Consider the following 18,149-nt stretch of genomic DNA (forward strand, 5'->3'; position numbering starts at 1 on the left):
GGGGTGTGTCAACACGCCCCGGACAGGCATATTATTTTCCGCGGTCAGAAGCGGTCATGCGCGAATCCATTAGCGCTCTTGAATGCCACCGTCCTTGACTTTCAGTTTTTCCCGCCACAGGCCGAGACATTCAAGACCGCAAAAATGATGCACATAATCCACTACTTCAAAACCATGAGAAGCGCTTGCCGGCACTTCCGTCATGCAAACCTCGCACTGCACCACTTCACACACGTCATCGCTAATGCACGTTGCGATAACCGCGCCATCATGCGTAACGTTCTCCATGCGACCTCCTTTTAGGTGTTCCCCTTGACTTGAGCCCGCTATAGACTATGACTCAACAGACAGGAGACGCACCCATGCTTGTTGCCAACTTCCCGAACAGCCAGCCGCTTTACCGCAGCCACGATATCCGCCTGATCGAGCAGGCTGCTGCGGAACTATCGCCCTTCCCCTCGCTCATGGAGCGAGCAGGCGAGGCGGCAGCAGAACTGGCTGTACAATTATTAGGCAACCGCCATGCGGTTTTGGTTCTGGCCGGCCCCGGAAATAACGGTGGAGACGCACTGGTAGCGGCGCGCCACCTCAAGGCGCGCTGGTTTCAGGTCACCGTGGTGTTGGCCGGCGAGCCGGCAAAATTGCCGCCGGATGCGGCGGCCGCGCTTCAGGCGTGGCTGGACTGTGGCGGAGAAGTATTGCCCGCCATTCCCGCTGACGGGAATTGGGATATCGTGCTGGATGGACTGTTCGGCATCGGTCTGGAGCGGGATCTCGGCGGCATGTACCTGGAACTGGTGAAACAGGTCAACCGAATGGGCATTTCAGTCCTGTCGCTCGATATCCCCAGCGGCCTCGACAGCGAAACCGGCCAGCCCTTCCGCGCGGCGGTGCGCGCTGACCACACGCTCACATTCATCGGCCTCAAGCCCGGATTGTTCACTGCCTATGGCCCCGACTACTGCGGCCGTGTTCATCTGGCCACCCTTGACCTGCCGCCCGAGCTGCTGCCGCCGGTCATGGGCCAACTGATCGGCGCAAGCGATGTCGCCTCTTATCTCAAACCTCGCCCGCGCAACAGCCACAAAGGCATGCTCGGCAGCGTGGGCGTACTTGGCGGTGCGGAATCCATGTGCGGCGCGGCGTTCATGGCCGCCCGCTCCGCCCTGTTGCTGGGAGCCGGCCGGGTTTATCTCGGCCTGCTGGCAGAAAACGCGCCCTGCGTGGATATCCTCCAGCCCGAACTCATGCTGCGCATGCCGGACCAGTTGCTGGAGATGGACCTCGATTGCCTCGTCATCGGCCCCGGCCTGGGGCAATCTGCACAGGCCCTGGGCTACCTCGAACGGGCGCTGCAAAGCGAGATAAAACTGGTGATCGACGCCGATGCACTCAACCTGCTCGGCAGCCATGCGGAACTGCAAAGCCTGCTCAAAAAGCGCACAGCAGTTAGCATTCTCACCCCCCACCCGGCCGAGGCTGGCCGCCTGTTGAGTTGCAGCAGCCACGAAATCCAACAGGACCGCATCGGATCGGCACAAGTGCTGGCCAGCCGCCTCAACAGCCTGCTGGTACTCAAGGGGGCGGGAACCGTATGCGCATGGCCGGACGAAAGCTGGCACATCAACCCCAGCGGCAACCCCGGATTGAGCAGCGGCGGCATGGGTGACATTTTGTGCGGCATGATCGCCGCATTGCTGGGGCAGCGCCTGAGCGCCGAAAAGGCCACGCTGCTGGCGGTCTATCTCCATGGCCGCGCCGCGGATGAACTGGTGAAAAACGGCAGCGGCCCGATCGGTCTGACGACCTCGGAAGTGGCGATCATGGCGCGCACATTATTGAACCGCTGGGTGTACGGCGATGCTGTTGCTTGACTTCACCCCCGATCCTGATAGAATGCGCTTCGTTTCGGGGGTATAGCTCAGCTGGGACAGCGCTTGCATGGCATGCAAGAGGTCAGCGGTTCGATCCCGCTTACCTCCACCAAACATGAAAACGCCGGTTTCGACCGGCGTTTTTTTATGCCCGTCAAAAATGCAGCGGCGTTCGCTGCATTCTCACCATAACCGCAAGTGTGGTGACGGGCCTATCGTGGATAGGTATCAAGCAATGCCTTGCACGAACTGTTCAAAGCTTTCCAGCGGCAACGGCCGGCTGAAGAAATAGCCCTGATAGGCATGGCAGCCTACAGTGGCCAGGAAATCCAGTTGCGCGGCTGTTTCCACGCCCTCTGCGATTACCCCCAAGCCAAGACTCTGGGCCAGTGCCACGATGGTTTTGGCAATCGTGGCGTCGTTCGGGTCGCTGAGTACGTCGCGCACGAAAGACTGATCGATTTTCAGTTGATCCAGCGGCAGACGCCTCAGATAGGACAGCGAGGAATAGCCCGTACCGAAATCATCGAGCGAGAAGCCCACCCCCCTGGCCTTTAACGCATTCATCTTCTCGATGATGTCTTCCACGTTCGACACCAGCATGCTCTCCGTCAGCTCCAGCTTCAGACGATGGGGGGGCGCGCCGGTGTCCTTGATCACCGTCAGTACCTGATCCACGAAATCGGCCTGACGGAACTGATGGACGCTGACGTTCACCGCGACCGTGAGATGAGCCATCTCCGGACGGGTGGCCCATGCAGCCAGCTGAGTGCAGGCAGCGTGCAGCACCCAGTGACCAAGCGGCAAAATCAAGCCGGTTTCTTCAGCCAGCGGAATGAAATCCGCCGGCGACACCATGCCGCGCTGGGGATGCTGCCAGCGCAACAGGACTTCGGCTCCCGTAGGGCACCCATAATCCACCACCTGGGCCTGATAGTGGAGCAGGAACTGTTTTTCCTTAATCGCTACGCGCAGGTCATTTTCCAGAGCAGCGCGTTCCACCACGACACTCTCCATTTCCGCATTAAAGAAATGCAGTGTGTTGCGCCCCGTTTCCTTTGATTTGTACATGGCGAGATCGGCCTGCTTCAACAAGTCGTCGACCGAGGCCTGACTGCCCCTGAAAAGGGTCGCGCCGATACTCGACGTGCTGTTGAAAACCACATCGTTGAGCTGATAGGTCTGATTGAGGGCGGTTAGAATTTTCCTGCCCACGATCTCGACCTGGCTGGCAACCTCTCTCTCGTTCGCCCCCAGATTGATCAGCATCACCAGAAATTCGTCCCCGCCCACTCGTGCCACTGTATCTTCTGCACGGACACATGCCTGCAGACGCTGCGCGACCTGCTTCAGCAGCAAGTCACCCATATCGTGACCAAGGGTATCGTTGAGCGTCTTGAAATTATCCAGGTCGATGAACAGCAGCGCGCCATGATTGCCGCTGCGGTTGCTGGTCGTCATGGCCCGTCTCAGTCGATCCAGCAGGAGTGTGCGGTTGGGCAGGCTGGTAAGCGGATCGAAATAGGCCAGATTATGTATCTGCTGTTCGGCCTGCTTGCGGCTGGTGATGTCGGTATAGATGCCTAGGACGCCGATGATCCGATTATCTTCGCCCCGCATCGGCACCTTCGAAGTGCTCAGCCAGATGGTGTGGCCATCCGGGGTGGTCTGCGGCTCCTCGAAATCCAGCTTCGGCGTGCCCGACTCCATCACGGCCTGGTCGTCGGCGCGGTAGATATCGGCCTGCTCGCTCCAGTTCATGTCGTAATCGGTCTTGCCGACCAGTTCTTCAGGTTCGTTCAGGCCGGCATCGTGCGCAAACTGGCCGTTGCAGCCGACAAAGCGCGATTCACGGTCCTTCCAGAACACGCGGATTGGCGCGTGCTCGATGATGGACGCGAGCAGATCTTTCTGCTTCCGAATTTCCTCAGCGTTGCGGCGATGCTGGTTCAGCAGCGCACCAAGCTTTGCGGTCATCGAGTTGATACCGTGCTGAAGCTGCCCCAATTCATCCTCGGACGACACGGGAATTCGGACGTCGAGAGCACCATCTTCTACTTCCTTCAAGGCCTTGAGGGAAATATCCACACGCCGGGTGATAAGGCGTTGGGCGATGAGAACGATACCGGCAGAACTGAGCAGAATAAACAACAGCGAACCAAGTTGCCCCCACAGGGCAATGGAACGCTTCATGGCGCTGAGTTCGGCCGTACTGATCGTGATGACCGTGGTGTACATTGGCGAACCGCCCTGGGCGCCGCGAATGTGCATAACTGCCGTAAGCGTGTCCTTGCCCGGAATGAATTCTTGATCGGGAGCGGAATCGGCCATCCATCGGGCATCGAAGTCGGAAACGCTGCTTGCCAGGCGGCCGAGGGAAGATGAATTTGTAGCCACGATGACTCGCCCATTGCCGCCGATGACCATGCCGTTGAGATAGGGGGCACCTACCAGATCGCTCATGATCGATTGGTGCGAAATGGAACTGATCGCCAATTCGTCGTCGGCAATCATTCTGCCCACCAGGCGCAGGTGCGAGTAGGTGCGTTCATCAATGGCGTTGCTGAAGCGGTCGATGTAAAACCATCCGAGCAGACTGAAGGCGGCCACCTCTACGCAGACGACCAGCAGCGCAATGCGCGAAATGAGACCCCAGCGGAACATCTTCATGGCGCGTAGTGCGGTGTGTCGGCAAAAGATTCCAGTCGCGTCGTCCGCTCCCGTTCGTACCGAACCTGCTCGGGGGATGCGTGCCCCAGGATTACCTGGCCGCGCTCGGGGTGGTCGACTCGCGGCTTCCAGGTGGCGATATAGATGGTTTGCTGCAGGTGGTGGCTGACTGGATCGATATAAGCCGCGTCATGCTGCATGCGCTCTTTTGCAGTCCACTTGAAATTTTCGAGCTGCCGTATCACCGCATGGTTATCCGTCGTGCCCGCAAGCACAATGGAAGTAAGTAACGCTTTGGTCGCGAAATAGGCGGCGTGCGTCACATCACCGGGAAAATCCAGCCTGGAGTGGCCAAAGCGTTTCCGGTAACGCGCCACGAAATCCGCCGTTCCGGGCGTGTCGAGATTCCAGGCCCAGGTGATGCCATACAGCGGCCGCGGCGTGCCCGGTGCCGGATAGAGCTCCTCCCAATCCACCTCGCCCACGACCCACGATTGCTTTTCGAGCGTCTCCGGGTCGATCTGGGCAAAGAGTCTGATCTGGTTGTCGCCGCTGATGTTGATGGCCACCACGTCGGCGGGGATGGCGGCGATCTGCCTGAGGGCTCCAGCGGGGTCGGGCAGTGCTTCAGGCACGACGACTTCTCCGACGACCGTGCCGCCATATTCCGCAATGTATGACCGCGAGGTGGCTGCACTGCTACGACCCCATGCGTCATCCTCAGTCAGCAGCAGGACCCGTTTGGCCTTGCGGTTCGCCAAGGCGTACTTGAGGAGGGCGCGGTTGACGTTGGCCGCACTGGCATCGAAAACGAACTTCGTGCGGTGGGCGTTCTCGACAGACTCGGACGGCGCCGAGGAATTGGTGTTGATAAAGATGACGCCATGTTTCTGGCAGACGGCGGACATGCTCGCGGCAACCCCGGAGTCGATGGCACCCAGCATGAATCCCACTTTATTCTGGGTGATGAGATCTTCGGCAACCCGGACCGCATGGTTTTTATCCAGGCTGGGGTTACGTGACACGAGAACGACTTCGCGCCCCAGAACGCCGCCACGGTCGTTGAACTCCTCGATCGCCATCTCGGCGCCACGGCGATCGGCTTCGGCATGCAAAGCGAAACGTCCCGTGGTGGGAGCGACATGGGCAATAATGATGGGAGGTCTTTCGGCGCCAAACGCGCTGCCTATAATTTGCAGCTGAGATGCCTCTTGGCTCTGACTCAAAATAAATGCGGAAAAAAAGCCGAGAAGCGCGAAACCGGGAACCCGCTGCAATAATTTTTTCATTGTTATATGTATTTGAAATCCCGGCTGAATTATTGCATATATCAAGTGCCCGTGGGGCCATCGTTCATGGGTAACGTGTCAGTCGCTTACCATGCTCAAGCGCAGAAATTTCAACGGCCTATGCCGAGTACCCTTCTCATTTTCGCCGCGCCTGGGTCACACCCGGGATTTCACCCAGCTGTGCGAGCATTCGTTCGAGCTGCTCGCTGCCCGTCACCTGGACGCTGAAGCCCATACGCGCCCGGTCGCCGCGGCTTTGGGTGTTGACTGCGGTGACGTTTACCTTCTCGCGCATCATCAGGTCGGAAATGTCGCGCAGCAGGCCCTGCCGGTCGTTGGCTTCCACTTCCAGGTCGACCTCGTAGCCGCCGGCGGTTTTCGTCCCCCAGCTGACCGGCAGCAGGCGTTCCTGTTTCTGTTCGGGCATGTGGATAATGTTGGGGCAATCCTGACGGTGCACCGACACCCCCCGTCCCTTGGTCACGAAACCGATGATGGGGTCGGGCGGCACCGGTTTGCAGCACTTTGCCATGACCGTCATCAGGTCGCCCACGCCCACCACCAATACCCCGGACGCCGACGGCGCAACCGCGCGCGCAGGCACCTGCCATTCCTGCTCCGCCGGCTTGGGCAGATTTTCTTCCAGCACGGCGGCCATGATTTCGCGCGCCGTGGTCTGATTGCGCCCGATGGCGGCGAAAAGGTCGTCTGGCTTGGGGTAGCCGGTTTTCTGCGCCAGCTTTTCCAGGTTGGGGAAGGCGGCGCCGAGGCGGTGCACTTCCTTCTCCAGCGCGGCACGGCCTTCGGCCACGTTTTCCTCGAAATGCTGGGCATTGAACCACTGGCGGATCTTGGTGCGGGTGCGCGTGCTCGCCACGTAACCCTGTGCCGGACTGAGCCAGTCGCGGCTCGGTCCGCCTTGCTTGACGGAGATGATCTCCACCCGCTGGCCGTTCTGCAGCTTGTAGGTCAGCGGCACGATATTGCCGTCTACCTTGGCGCCGCGGCAGCGATGGCCGAGGTCGGTATGCACGTAGTAGGCGAAATCGACCGGCGTCGCGCCCTGCGGCAAGGCGATCACGCGCCCTTGCGGCGTCAGCACGTAAATGGTTTCGACGAACAGGCTGGTCTTGAACTGTTCCATCAGTTCGCCGGCGTCCTGCACGTCCTCCTTCCATTCCATGATCTGGCGCAGCCAGGCGATTTTCTCCTCGAAGCGGGCATCCTGCTTGCCCCCTTCCTTGTAGCGCCAGTGCGCCGCCACCCCGAGTTCGGCGTGGTTGTGCATGTCGTGGGTGCGGATCTGCACTTCCAGCGCCTTGTCTTCCGGGCCGATCACGGCGGTATGCAGGGAGCGGTAATTGTTGCCCTTGGGATGGGCAATGTAATCGTCGAACTCGCTCGGGATCGGCTGCCACAGCCCGTGCACCACGCCCAGCGCGGTATAGCAGTCCTTGAGCTCCTTCACCAGCACCCGCACCGCGCGCACGTCGTAGACTTCGGAGAAGTCCACTTTCTTGCGCTTCATTTTCTTGTAAATGCTGTAGATGTGCTTGGGCCGCCCGGTCACTTCGCCATGGACGCCGTTCCTTTCGAGCTCGGAGCGCAGGTTCGCCATGACCTCGTTGATGTAGTGTTCCCGGTCGAGACGTTTCTCGTCCAGCAGCTTGGCGATTTTCTTGTACAGCTCGGGTTCGAGAAAACGGAACGAAAGGTCTTCCAGCTCCCACTTGATCTGCCACACGCCCAGGCGGTTGGCCAGGGGGGCGAAGATGTCCTGCGTCTCGCGCGCGATGCGGCGGCGGATAGCCTCGTCGGCATTGGGCAACTCGCGCATGCTCTGGGTGCGCTCCGCCAGCTTGATCAGCACGACGCGGATGTCCTCCACCATCGCCAGCATCATCTTGCGCAAGGCTTCGATCTGGGCCGTGTTGTCCTTCTTGTCCTTGCCGCTGGCGGCGGTCTCGCCGATTTCGCGCATCAGGCCCATGCGCGCCACGCCGTCCACAAGGTTCAGCACACCCGGCCCGAAAGCCGCCGCGATCTTCTCGGCCATTTCCGGCCCCGCGTCCAGACTCGCCTGCAGCACAGCTGCGGCGACGCTTTCCGCATCCATGTTCTGGGTCACGAGAATGGAAGCTGTGCCAAGGGCGTGTTCGAGCAAAGACGCGCCGGTCACGGCTGTCCCGTCCGCATACAGGCTGGCGGCAAATTCGGCGGCGCGGCGGATCGTGGCAAATTCTTCGCCGCCGAAACGCTTGCCCATCTCCGCCAGCCATGGCTCGAGCCCCGCGCCGGTCGCGGGAATGGAATGTTTGTTCGTTACGCTAACCATTTTTGAATAATAGCCTAATCCGTTGCCTGCCAATATCGTTGCCGCAGCTGCCGCTGGCTCTGCAGCACAATGCCGCCGGCGCCGAAACGCAAATCCACAGAGCCGCTAGTGTCGCTACGCCAAATTTCGATCCCCTGTGCAACATAACGTTCCACCACATCCTCCTTGGGATGGCCGAAGCGATTGCGGTAGCCCACGGTAAAGATGGCCGTGGCCGGGTGCACCGCACGGATGAAGGCTTCGCTCGACGAAGTCCGGCTGCCGTGATGCGGCACCACCAGGACGTCCGCAGCCAGCGCGTCGGGCATGCGCTCCAGCAGGTCCTGCTCGGACAAGCGCTCGATATCCGCCGGCAGCAGCACACTGCCGTAAGACGTGCTAATTTTCAGCACGCAGCCGCGATCATTATCCTTGAAACCATCGTATTGGTAGCTGTCCGATGTGGGGTGCAGCATTTCGAAACGCACGCCGTCCCATGTCCATTTCTGCCCCGCGAAACAGCGAAACTTGTTCGCCGCGCCGGCCAGCATCGGGCTTCCCTCCGGCAGCGAGGAAATCGTCCAGCCCACCGGCACGCTTTGCAGCACCGATGCCGCGCCACCGCTATGATCGATGTCGTCGTGGGAAACCACCATGCCATCGAGACGGCTCACCCCCGTGCCGCGCAAATAGGGAACGACAATGCGCGAACCGGCATCGGCGTCGCTGCCATAGCTCGGGCCGGCGTCGTAGAGCAACGCATGGTGCCGCGTGCGTGCCACGGCGGCCAGACCCTGTCCCACATCCAGTACCGTCAGCCTCAATTCTCCATGTTGCGGCGAAGGCGGCAGGATCAAGAACATCGGGGCAAACCACACCAGCCCCAGCCAGCGCGCGGGGAAACCGCGCGGCAGCAATAGCCACAACACGCCGCACATCGCCGCCACGACCGTCCAGGGCTGCGGGCCATGTTGTTGCCAGACCATGGCCGGCGCCGCCGAGAGCCATTCAAGCAAGCTCATGCACCAGGACATGACTTCATGCGCGGCGAGCAGCAGAAAATCGATGGGGAAAACGGTGCCGAGCAGGGTCAGCGGCGTGACCACCAGGGTGATGAGCGGAATGGCCAGCGCATTGGCGACGGGAGAAATGAGAGATACCTGCTGGAACATGGCCAGCAACGCGGGCACCAACCCCAAAGTCACCGCCCATTGCACCCTGCCCCACTCTTCCAGCCAGCGCAGCCGTCCGATGCGTCCCACGCTGACATAAAGAATCACCGCAACGGCTCCGAAGGACAGCCAGAAACCGGGAGACATAACCGCCCACGGATCTAGCAGCAAAACGGCCAGAAGCGCCAGGCTGAGCACGTTGAAGGCATTACTGGCACGCCCCAGCCAAAGCGCAAGCGCCACCACGCCAAGCATGTACAGGGTGCGTTGCGTCGGCACGCTGAACCCTGACAGCATGGCATAAGCCAGCGCAGCCAGTACTCCAGCAAGCACCGCGGCCTTGCGTGCCGGCAGGCGCAAGGTCAGGCGCTGGCTGCGCCGCCACAGCCAGTAGGTGAGCGCAAAAAACAATCCCGACAGCATCGTGACGTGAGTTCCGGAAATACTCATGAGATGATTCACGCCGGTGCGCAGAAAAACCTGCCACTGGCCCGGCGTGATCGCGCTTTGCTCGCCGATGGCCAGGGCCTTCAGCACGCCGGCGTAGGGACGTTCGCCCAGAACCTTCGACATGCGCCGTGAAGCGCTATCCCGCGCCATTTCCAGCAGGTAGCCGAAGCGGTAGACGCGCGCCGTCTCGCGCCGGTTTCCCGGCCCTTCCCGCACATACCCCGTGGCGCGGATATTTCTCTCCAGCAGCCAGGCTTCGTAATCGAAACCATAAGGGTTGACGTTACCGTGCGGGCGTTTCAGCCGCAGGGTCAAGTTCCAACGCTCGCCAGGATGCAGATCAGGAACAGGGTAGGCAGCCGGTTTGCCGAAGCCTCCGTCGTACCAGCTCAACTGGATATGTGCGGGCACTCTCGCACCGGGGGTTACCACCTGCTCTACGTCGAATTCGAAACGCAGACCGCGCTCGTTGACGACCGGCAGGCCGGCGATCACGCCGCTGACCTGGATGTCGCGTCCTTCCAGGTTCTCTGGCAGGGAGTCAGCGAGGCGCAGGTGGGCGAAAAAAAACGCCCAGAAGAATCCGACCCCCAGCCACAGCGATTTGCGCAACAGGCTCCTGAACCATTTCATGGGTCGGGATGTGCGGTGCTGCAGGCCATAAAGCAGCAGCGGGAGAGGAAGGAGGAACCAGAGCCAAGTCAGGCCGGGCAACGATGCTTGCTGCTGCAGCAGCCAGACGCCGGCAGCAAAAGCGAGGATGTCGACCCACATGGATATCTAAATCCTGAGGTTCGATAGCATGCTAACCCTGCACGAAGCAGTAGGTGTTTTTACCCTTGTTCTTGGCGCTGTACATGGCACCGTCGGCCTTGGTGAGCAGGGTTTCACTAGTCTCTCCATCATGTGGAAAGAGGCTGATACCAATGCTCGCGCCAATGTGGCAATCCACGCCGTCCAGCAGCAACGGAGCGGACAGGCTGTCGATGATCTTTTGCGCCACCCCGCTTGCGTCTTCATTCTGGGCCACGTCGCCGACGATGACGGCAAACTCGTCACCGCCCATGCGCGCCACGGTATCGCTTTCGCGCACGCACTGTTCCATGCGGTGCGCCACCTCCTGCAACAGGCGGTCACCGGCCTGATGTCCATACGCGTCATTCACGGCCTTGAAGCCATCCAGATCGATAAACAGCATGGCGAAGTCGCTGCCGTGGCGCCGGGCATCTGCCAGCGCGCGTTCCAGACGGTCGAAAAACAGGGCGCGGTTGGGCAGGTTGGTGAGTTCGTCGTAATGCGCCATGTGCCGGAGATTGTCCTGCAAGCCCTTGCGTTCGGTGATGTCGCGCACCACGACCACAGTCTGAATAATTTCTCCATTTTTCACGATGGCCACCGCCAGCTCCACCTCGCGCCGCTCACCTTCCTTGGTCACGATGGAGGTTTCATAACGGTTTTCGAACTGCTCGCCGGCAAGACGTCGCCGATTCTTGTCCTGGATCTCGCTGCGCGAGTCGGGATGGACGAGGTCGGCGTACGGCATCCCGCCCAGCAATTCATCGACGCGATAGCCGGTCAAGCGCGCCATCGCCTCATTGGCGAACACGATGCCCCCATCCTGGAGCACCAGCATGCCCTCGTCCACATCCGACTGCGCTTTGAGCAAGGCCTGGGAAAAAGCGTGCCGCTCCACAAGTTCTTTCTCTGCCTGGCGGCGCTCGGCGGCTTCCTTCAACAGTTCCTGATTGGTCTGAACCAATGCCTGCGTGCGGACTTCGATGCGCTGCTCGAGTTCCCGATTCAGGTCGTTCAGGCGCGCCTCGCTGCGGCGCGCCTCTTCGGTCGCTTCCGCCACCAGGATTTTGAGCCTGACAGGCGCGCGTGCCAGCATCCACGCCAGCAGACCGGAAATCACCACGAACAGCGAACCCACCAAAGGAATCCAGCCGGTATGCGGCGTAATCCAGCCTTTTTTGGGAACAGCCGCGATCTGCCATGAGCCATTGGGCAGCATCACATCAGCAACGACCGGGTCCGAAGAAAAAACTGCCGCATCGCCCACGATCACTTCCCCCGCCGCGCCCGTCGCATCATGTCCGCGCAAGGCGAAACGCAAATCGGGGAAGGAATTGCCGGTCAGGCCCGCCTCATTCAACATGTCGTCCTTCATCATGATGACCTGTGCCATTCCCCAGTAAGTTCCGCTCTCGGAGAGCTTCCCTGGTTCGGTGACGTAGATCGGGATGCGGCTGATGAATGCCACGCCGCCCTGCACCAGATTGACCGGCCCCGCAATGATGGTGCGCCGCGACGTGATGGCGCGCTCGATGGCGTCCTTCTCGTCCGCAAGGCTCATGAGATCGAGACCCATCGCCCGCTGGTCGTTCTCGTTCAGCGAGTAAATATGGCTGATGACATTGTTCCGGGCCAGCTCGACCACGCGCACGCCTTTTTGCTGCGCCACCAGCACCTTGGCCAGTTCCTGGAATTGTGCGTTGTCGATGTCGGGATGGGTGGAAACGAAGGCGATCAGGCCGCGCGCCAGCACCAGGCGCGACTGTACGCTGCCTTCCAGGCGGGCGCGGACGGCACTGACCTGGTTGAGTATCTCGACGCGATGCATCTGCGCCAGGCGTGCGCCCTCCGCCCGCTCCAGCACCAGCGTCGCTGCCCCCATCGCCAGGGCCACCGCCAGCGCAGCCAAAACAGGCAACCAGCTGGTTCGTCTCTCAGTTTTCATGCAGCACCCCGTCCACCAGGTGCAGGGTGCGGTCCATGCGCGCCGCAAGTTCCAGGTCGTGGGTGACGATCACGAAACTGGTTCCCTGAACCCGGTTCAGCTCCAGCATCAGGTCGAACACGCCATGCGCGGTGTTGCGGTCGAGATTGCCGGTGGGCTCGTCCGCCAGCACACAGGCCGGTGCGCTCACCAACGCGCGGGCCACCGCGGCCCGCTGGCGCTCGCCGCCGGAAAGTTCACCGGGCGTGTGTTCCAGGCGATGCCCCAAGCCGACCTGTTCGAGCATCGCTGCAGCGCGCCGATAGGCTTCCTGCTTCGCCAGACGACGGATCAGCAGGGGCATGGCGACATTTTCCAGCGCGCTGAATTCGGGCAACAAGTGGTGAAACTGGTACACGAAGCCCAGCGAGTGGTTGCGCACCTGGCCGCGTTCCGCTTCGCTCATGCCTTTCATGTCGTGCCCGAGGATTTTCAGATCGCCGGCGCTCGCGTCGTCCAGGCCGCCGAGCAGATGGAGCAAAGTGCTCTTGCCCGAGCCGGACGCGCCGACGATCGCCACGCGTTCGCCGCGCGCGATATCGAGGTCGATACCCAGCAAGACCGGCACTTCCACCTTGCCCTGGTGAAAAACCTTGCGCAGCCGGCGACAGGAAAGGACCGGCTGAAGGCTGACGGCTGATGGCTGATGGCTATTCATACCTCAGTGCCTCCGCCGGATTGGTCTTCGAAGCACGATAGCTGGGATAAAGCGTCGCCAGCAGGGTCAGAATGAAAGAAACGGAAGCGATATAGACCACATCTGTCACTTCAAGTTTTGATGGTAACTCACTGATGTAATATACGTCTTTTGCCATGAAGTGTATCCCGAACAGGCGTTCGATCGCCGGCACGACGACATCGATGTTGAGCGCCAGGGCAACCCCTCCCGCAACGCCAATGACCATACCGATAGTCCCGATCAGCGCGCCCTGCACGATGAAGATTTTCATGATGCTGGCGGGTGAAGCGCCGAGGGTGCGCAGGATGGCGATGTCCGCCTGTTTGTCGGTGACGGCCATGACCAGGGTGGAAACGATGTTGAATGCCGCTACCGCCACGATCAGCAGCAGGATGATGAACATGACGTTCTTCTCGATCTGGATGGCGCGGAAGAAATTGGCGTGCTGACGCGTCCAGTCGCTGATGTAGACATCGCCATGCACCATGTCGAGCAGGTCATGAGCCACCTGCGGAGCGCGGTAGAGGTCTTTGAGCGCCAGGCGCACGCCCGAAACGCGGTCACCCATGCGGTACAGGCGGGCCGCGTCGTCCATGTTGATCAGCGCCAGCCCGTAGTCGTATTCGTACATGCCGACTTCGAAAATGCCCTTCACGGTGAACTGCTTCAGCCGCGGCACCACACCAGCCGGCGTCACCTGACCTTGCGGGGCCATCACCACCACCTTGTCGCCGACCCGCGCGCCGAGCGCCCGCGCCAGTTCGGAACCGAGCACGATGCCGAACTCTCCGGCACGCAAGTCGGCCAGTTGGCCCTGCTTCATGTGGCTGGAAAACTGCGCCACCCCGCTCTCGAGTTCCGGCACGATGCCGCGCACGATCGCGCCCTGTACCGCCGAATCGTAGGTCAGCATGTTCTGGGCCATGATGTAGGGAGCAGCCGCCGTCACTTCGGGATGGCGCGAAGCTTCGGCTGCAACCCGGCGCCAGTCCGTCAGTGTATTGTCGCTGCCGGTGATCTGGATATGCGCCGCCACGCCGAGAATGCGGCTGCGCAGCTCGTCCTGGAAGCCGTTCATCACCGACAGCACCACGATCAGCGCCGCCACGCCGAGCGCGATGCCCGCCATGGATATCAGGGAAATGAAGGAGATAAAGTGATTGCGGCGCTTGGCGCGGGTGTAGCGCAAGCCGATAAAGAGTTCGAAAGCAGGCACGAATGGGTTCTTTTTAACCTGGAAACGACAGTTGGACGGGGCATCCCCGCAGCGCCAGCACTATAGCATATCTGGCGCCATTACCGTTCGCAGCACCACCTGAGTTTCGTCCTGGCGCACCCGGCTGGAAAGCCACCACACCGCGCCTTTCCTGATGGTCCACGAGGCCTCTTCGCCGCCCAGCAGCAGCGCCGCCACCTGCCCCAGGGTCGGCTGGTGGCCCACCACCAGCACCGCGCCCTTGGCGTCCGGCCAACCCGCGGCGGCGAGCAGGGAGGGCACCGAAGCGCCGACGCCGACCTCCTTCAACGTTTCGAATTTGCCGCTCAAGGCCTGGGCGGTCTGCTGGGTACGCTTCGCCGGGCTGACGATGACGCGCGTTTCCTTGGGCAGGCGTTCGCGCAGCCATGCCGCCATCTGGCTGGCCTGCTTTTCGCCTTTGGCGGTCAACTTGCGGCTTTGGTCGGGCAGGCCGTCTTCGGCCTCGGCATGACGCCACAGAATCAGGTCCATGATGCTCTCCTCGTTACTCTTGTCTTAAAAATTTAGCCACAGAGAACACAGAGTTCACAGAGTAAAGATCAGCATATCTTCCGGATTATGGAGTGCATGGCATGATTTCTCTGTGTTCTCTGTGGCTAAACTGGTTCTTAAGGGCTGTAGCCAAGCCATTATTCTATCGAGCCAATGTTACACTAGCGCGCACCATGCAATGCCACCTGCTCATCCCCTCTCTCTTCCCGCCCGGCGCCGTGACGCAGCAAAACGATCCGCTGCACGGCATCAGGGCGCCCGCCCTGCAGACCCTGCTCGCGCGTGCCACTCGCACGCAGGCGCCGCCCAAAGAGATGGAAAGCTGGCTATGCGAAAGCTTCGGCGTAACACGCCAGCAGGATTACCCGGCGGCCCCGCTATGCCTCATGGCCGAAGGCGTCGCCCCTGATGAGCATTACTGGCTGCGCGCAGACCCGGTGCACCTGGGTGTGGAACGGGATCAACTGGTATTGTCGGAAGCCTCGACTTTTTCTCTCGCCCAGGACGAAGCCGACGCCCTGATCGCGACGCTGAACCAGCACTTTGCCGCCGACGGCTTGCATTTCGTCGCGCCCCGGGCGCAACACTGGTATCTGCGCCTCGCTCGCCCCCCGCTGATCTCCACCCACGGCCTGTTTCAGGCAGCCGGGCGCAGCATCCACCCCCTGCTGCCTGCAGGACAGGATGCCATGCGCTGGCGCGCGATGCTCAACGAGGTCCAGATGCTGCTGTTCGAGCATCCGGTCAATGTCGCGCGGGAAGCGCGAGGCTCCGCGCCGATCAACAGCATCTGGCTGTCCGGCGGCGGGGTGTTGCCGCAGAACTTGACCCAGCCGTTCGACCGGGTCTGGGCCGGCGACGCGCTGGCGCGGGGCCTGGCGCTGGCAACGCGCATCCCGCATGAAAACCTGCCCGAAAACGCGCCGGCGTGGCTGAAACAGGCCGCACCGGGAAAGCACCTGCTGGTGCTGGATGCCTTGCGTCCGGCCGCCTGTTACGGCGACCCCGATGCGTGGCGCAGACAGCTGGCGCAGCTGGAAGGAGAATGGTTCGCGCCACTGAAACATGCGCTGCAACACGGAAGCATTACCCTGACGCTGCACGCGCCAACGCCCGCTGGAACCCTGAGCTTCTCCCTCACCCGCGGCAGCCTGTGGAAACTATGGCAACCCGCCCGCCCCCTGACCCGCTACCGACCACAAGGATAGGGCTCGTTAATGGATAACTTGGACATACGTTGCTGTGTATTCGGGATGGATGCAAGGCGCGAAACGCAGGCAATGGTTATTCCATTGCCAAGTTTCGCAACGCCGCAGACGCCCGAATATACAGCAACCCTTCGGGCTGGGGCCGTTTTGGCCGCATCCCGGCGTTGCGAACCGCTTGTTGTGAATGACACAACCGCGCGTTTCGCGCCTTGGCCTGCACCCAAAACGGTCTCAGCGTATGTCCAAGTTATCCATTAACGAGCCCTTAGCCATGCCCGCCATCGTTGCGCGCCCTTTCGCGCCAAGCGACGCCCAAACCCTGTCGCAACACGGACTGCACCCGGTGCTGGCGCGCATCTATGCCGCGCGCGGCATCGGATCGCCGCAACAACTGGAATACGACCTCAAGAACCTGCTGCCGCTGTCCCTGCTGAAAAACGCGCAGCACATGGCGGTTCTCCTGGCCGATGCCATTGCGGCCGGGAAACGCCTGCTGGTCATCGCCGATTACGATTCCGACGGCGCCACCGCCTGCGCCGTGGCCGTGCGCGCGTTGCGCGCATGCGGCGCACAGGTGGATTACCTGGTACCCAACCGCTTCGAATACGGCTACGGGCTGACGCCCGAGATCGTCCAGCTCGCCGCCTCCGCCAGGCCGGACATGCTCATCACCGTGGACAACGGCATCGCCAGCGTGGCGGGTGTCGCCGAGGCAAACCGTCTGGGCATGCAGGTACTGGTGACCGACCACCACCTGCCCGGCGACGAACTGCCGGACGCCGCCTGCATCGTCAACCCCAACCAGCCCGGCTGCAGCTTCCCGAGCAAGAACCTGGCCGGCGTCGGGGTGATTTTCTACGTCATGCTGGCGTTGCGTGCCGAGATGCGCCAGCGCGATGCCTTTGCCGGCAAGGCCGAGCCCAACCTCGGCAACCTTCTCGACCTGGTGGCGCTGGGCACGGTGGCGGACGTGGTCAAGCTGGACGACCTCAACCGCACCCTGGTCAGCAACGGCCTCAAGCGCATGCGCGCCGGCAAGGCCTGCGCCGGCATCCAGGCGCTGTTCAAGGTGGCCGGACGCAACGAGCGGCGCGCCTCTTCATGGGACTTGGGCTTTGCCCTCGGACCGCGCCTCAATGCCGCCGGGCGGCTGGAGGACATGGCACTGGGCATCGAATGCCTGCTGTGCGACGACCCGGTGCGCGCGCTCGAACTGGCGCAGCAGCTCGACACGCTCAACCGCGAACGCCGCGCCATCGAAGCCGACATGCACAACCAGGCGCTCGCTGCGCTGGAGCAAATCACCGTGCAGGACAACTACAGCCTCAGCCTGTTCGATCCCGACTGGCACCAGGGCGTGATCGGCATCCTGGCTTCGCGTCTCAAGGAAAAGTTTCACCGCCCGGTGATCGCTTTCGCCCAGGGCAACGACGGCGAAATCAAGGGTTCGGGACGCTCCATTGCCGGCCTGCACCTGCGCGACGCGCTGGACCTGGTCGCCAAACGCCATCCCGAGATGATCAGGAAATTCGGCGGGCATGCCATGGCGGCTGGGCTGACCATTGCCGAAGAGGATTTCGCGCGCTTCGAGACGGCCTTCGAAACCGTTTGCGCCCAATTGCTGACCCCCGCGCTGCTGACCCAGACCGTGGAAACGGACGGCGCGCTGGAAACCCCCGAAATGTCGCTGGAACTGGCGCAGTTGCTGAGAACTGAAGTTTGGGGACAAGCCTTTCCGGAACCGGCGTTTCAGGGCGAATTTCAGGTGGAGCAACAGCGCGTGGTGGGGGAGAAACACCTGAAGCTGCGCCTCAAGCAGTCGGGACGCAGCTTCGAAGCGATGCTGTTCTTTCACGCCGACCCTTTGCCGGAGCGGCTGCGCGCGGTTTACCGCCTGGATGTAAACGAGTATAACGGCAACACCACGCTGCAATTACTGCTCAACCACTGGGAACCGCTTTAAT

At 61.5% G+C, this 18,149-nt stretch carries 12 protein-coding genes and 1 tRNA gene; 4 read left to right on the forward strand and 9 right to left on the reverse strand.

Annotation, left to right across the window (positions count from 1 at the left end; genetic code table 11):
- Positions 1 to 69: 69 nt before the first annotated feature.
- Complete coding sequence (locus SKTS_RS12295) at positions 70 to 288, reverse strand: DUF3330 domain-containing protein (RefSeq protein WP_173065314.1); 219 nt, start codon at positions 286 to 288, stop codon at positions 70 to 72.
- 74 nt (positions 289 to 362) lie between these two features.
- On the opposite strand from SKTS_RS12295, the gene SKTS_RS12300 reads away from it, so the two are divergent.
- Together SKTS_RS12300 and SKTS_RS12305 are read left to right on the forward strand one after the other, a co-directional pair.
- Positions 363 to 1,874 (forward strand): NAD(P)H-hydrate dehydratase, encoded by a 1,512-nt coding sequence (locus tag SKTS_RS12300; RefSeq protein WP_173065317.1) that lies wholly within the window; start codon positions 363 to 365, stop codon positions 1,872 to 1,874.
- A gap of 36 nt (positions 1,875 to 1,910) precedes the next feature.
- Positions 1,911 to 1,986: transfer RNA gene (locus tag SKTS_RS12305), tRNA-Ala, on the forward strand.
- Positions 1,987 to 2,102: 116 nt separating this feature from the next.
- Here SKTS_RS12305 and SKTS_RS12310 read toward each other — a convergent pair.
- The 8 genes from SKTS_RS12310 to SKTS_RS12345 form a co-directional block, all read right to left on the reverse strand.
- Complete coding sequence (locus SKTS_RS12310; RefSeq protein ID WP_173065320.1) at positions 2,103 to 4,544, reverse strand: putative bifunctional diguanylate cyclase/phosphodiesterase; 2,442 nt, start codon at positions 4,542 to 4,544, stop codon at positions 2,103 to 2,105.
- Entirely contained in the window at positions 4,541 to 5,833 is a 1,293-nt protein-coding gene (locus tag SKTS_RS12315; RefSeq protein WP_173065323.1) for an ABC transporter substrate-binding protein, read from the reverse strand. The genes SKTS_RS12310 and SKTS_RS12315 overlap by 4 nt, the downstream gene beginning before the upstream one ends.
- A 136-nt stretch (positions 5,834 to 5,969) precedes the next feature.
- Complete coding sequence (locus tag SKTS_RS12320; protein WP_173065325.1) at positions 5,970 to 8,168, reverse strand: RelA/SpoT family protein; 2,199 nt, start codon at positions 8,166 to 8,168, stop codon at positions 5,970 to 5,972.
- 14 nt (positions 8,169 to 8,182) lie between these two features.
- On the reverse strand, positions 8,183 to 10,543 hold the full coding sequence (locus tag SKTS_RS12325; RefSeq protein ID WP_173065328.1) for a DNA internalization-related competence protein ComEC/Rec2: 2,361 nt from the start codon (positions 10,541 to 10,543) through the stop codon (positions 8,183 to 8,185).
- Between the two features lie 31 nt (positions 10,544 to 10,574).
- The gene (locus tag SKTS_RS12330) at positions 10,575 to 12,509 is read right to left on the reverse strand and encodes a sensor domain-containing diguanylate cyclase (protein ID WP_173065347.1); all 1,935 of its coding nucleotides are present in this window, start codon (positions 12,507 to 12,509) and stop codon (positions 10,575 to 10,577) included.
- Entirely contained in the window at positions 12,499 to 13,206 is a 708-nt protein-coding gene (lolD, locus tag SKTS_RS12335; protein WP_173065351.1) for a lipoprotein-releasing ABC transporter ATP-binding protein LolD, read from the reverse strand. The genes SKTS_RS12330 and lolD overlap by 11 nt, the downstream gene beginning before the upstream one ends.
- The gene (locus SKTS_RS12340; RefSeq protein ID WP_173065355.1) at positions 13,199 to 14,443 is read right to left on the reverse strand and encodes a lipoprotein-releasing ABC transporter permease subunit; all 1,245 of its coding nucleotides are present in this window, start codon (positions 14,441 to 14,443) and stop codon (positions 13,199 to 13,201) included. The genes lolD and SKTS_RS12340 overlap by 8 nt, the downstream gene beginning before the upstream one ends.
- A gap of 60 nt (positions 14,444 to 14,503) precedes the next feature.
- Entirely contained in the window at positions 14,504 to 14,956 is a 453-nt protein-coding gene (locus SKTS_RS12345; RefSeq protein ID WP_173065359.1) for a SixA phosphatase family protein, read from the reverse strand.
- A gap of 194 nt (positions 14,957 to 15,150) precedes the next feature.
- On the opposite strand from SKTS_RS12345, the gene SKTS_RS12350 reads away from it, so the two are divergent.
- Both SKTS_RS12350 and recJ read left to right on the forward strand, forming a co-directional pair.
- Positions 15,151 to 16,185: a phosphoglycerate mutase gene (locus SKTS_RS12350; RefSeq protein ID WP_173065361.1), complete on the forward strand. Its 1,035-nt coding sequence runs from the start codon at positions 15,151 to 15,153 to the stop codon at positions 16,183 to 16,185.
- 271 nt (positions 16,186 to 16,456) lie between these two features.
- On the forward strand, positions 16,457 to 18,148 hold the full coding sequence (gene recJ / locus SKTS_RS12355) for a single-stranded-DNA-specific exonuclease RecJ (RefSeq protein WP_173065364.1): 1,692 nt from the start codon (positions 16,457 to 16,459) through the stop codon (positions 18,146 to 18,148).
- Position 18,149 lies beyond the last annotated feature (1 nt).

This window comes from Sulfurimicrobium lacus, assembly GCF_011764585.1.
In the GTDB taxonomy this organism is placed as follows: domain Bacteria; phylum Pseudomonadota; class Gammaproteobacteria; order Burkholderiales; family Sulfuricellaceae; genus Sulfurimicrobium; species Sulfurimicrobium lacus.

What these genes read in the sequence shown, in the direction of transcription:
- SKTS_RS12295 (WP_173065314.1), bottom strand. Translation starts at nt 288, where the DNA reads ATGGAGAACGTTACGCATGATGGCGCGGTTATCGCAACGTGCATTAGC.
- SKTS_RS12300 (WP_173065317.1), top strand. Translation starts at nt 363, where the DNA reads ATGCTTGTTGCCAACTTCCCGAACAGCCAGCCGCTTTACCGCAGCCAC.
- SKTS_RS12310 (WP_173065320.1), bottom strand. Translation starts at nt 4,544, where the DNA reads ATGAAGATGTTCCGCTGGGGTCTCATTTCGCGCATTGCGCTGCTGGTC.
- SKTS_RS12315 (WP_173065323.1), bottom strand. Translation starts at nt 5,833, where the DNA reads ATGAAAAAATTATTGCAGCGGGTTCCCGGTTTCGCGCTTCTCGGCTTT.
- SKTS_RS12320 (WP_173065325.1), bottom strand. Translation starts at nt 8,168, where the DNA reads ATGGTTAGCGTAACGAACAAACATTCCATTCCCGCGACCGGCGCGGGG.
- SKTS_RS12325 (WP_173065328.1), bottom strand. Translation starts at nt 10,543, where the DNA reads ATGTGGGTCGACATCCTCGCTTTTGCTGCCGGCGTCTGGCTGCTGCAG.
- SKTS_RS12330 (WP_173065347.1), bottom strand. Translation starts at nt 12,509, where the DNA reads ATGAAAACTGAGAGACGAACCAGCTGGTTGCCTGTTTTGGCTGCGCTG.
- lolD (WP_173065351.1), bottom strand. Translation starts at nt 13,206, where the DNA reads ATGAATAGCCATCAGCCATCAGCCGTCAGCCTTCAGCCGGTCCTTTCC.
- SKTS_RS12345 (WP_173065359.1), bottom strand. Translation starts at nt 14,956, where the DNA reads ATGGACCTGATTCTGTGGCGTCATGCCGAGGCCGAAGACGGCCTGCCC.
- SKTS_RS12350 (WP_173065361.1), top strand. Translation starts at nt 15,151, where the DNA reads ATGCAATGCCACCTGCTCATCCCCTCTCTCTTCCCGCCCGGCGCCGTG.
- recJ (WP_173065364.1), top strand. Translation starts at nt 16,457, where the DNA reads ATGCCCGCCATCGTTGCGCGCCCTTTCGCGCCAAGCGACGCCCAAACC.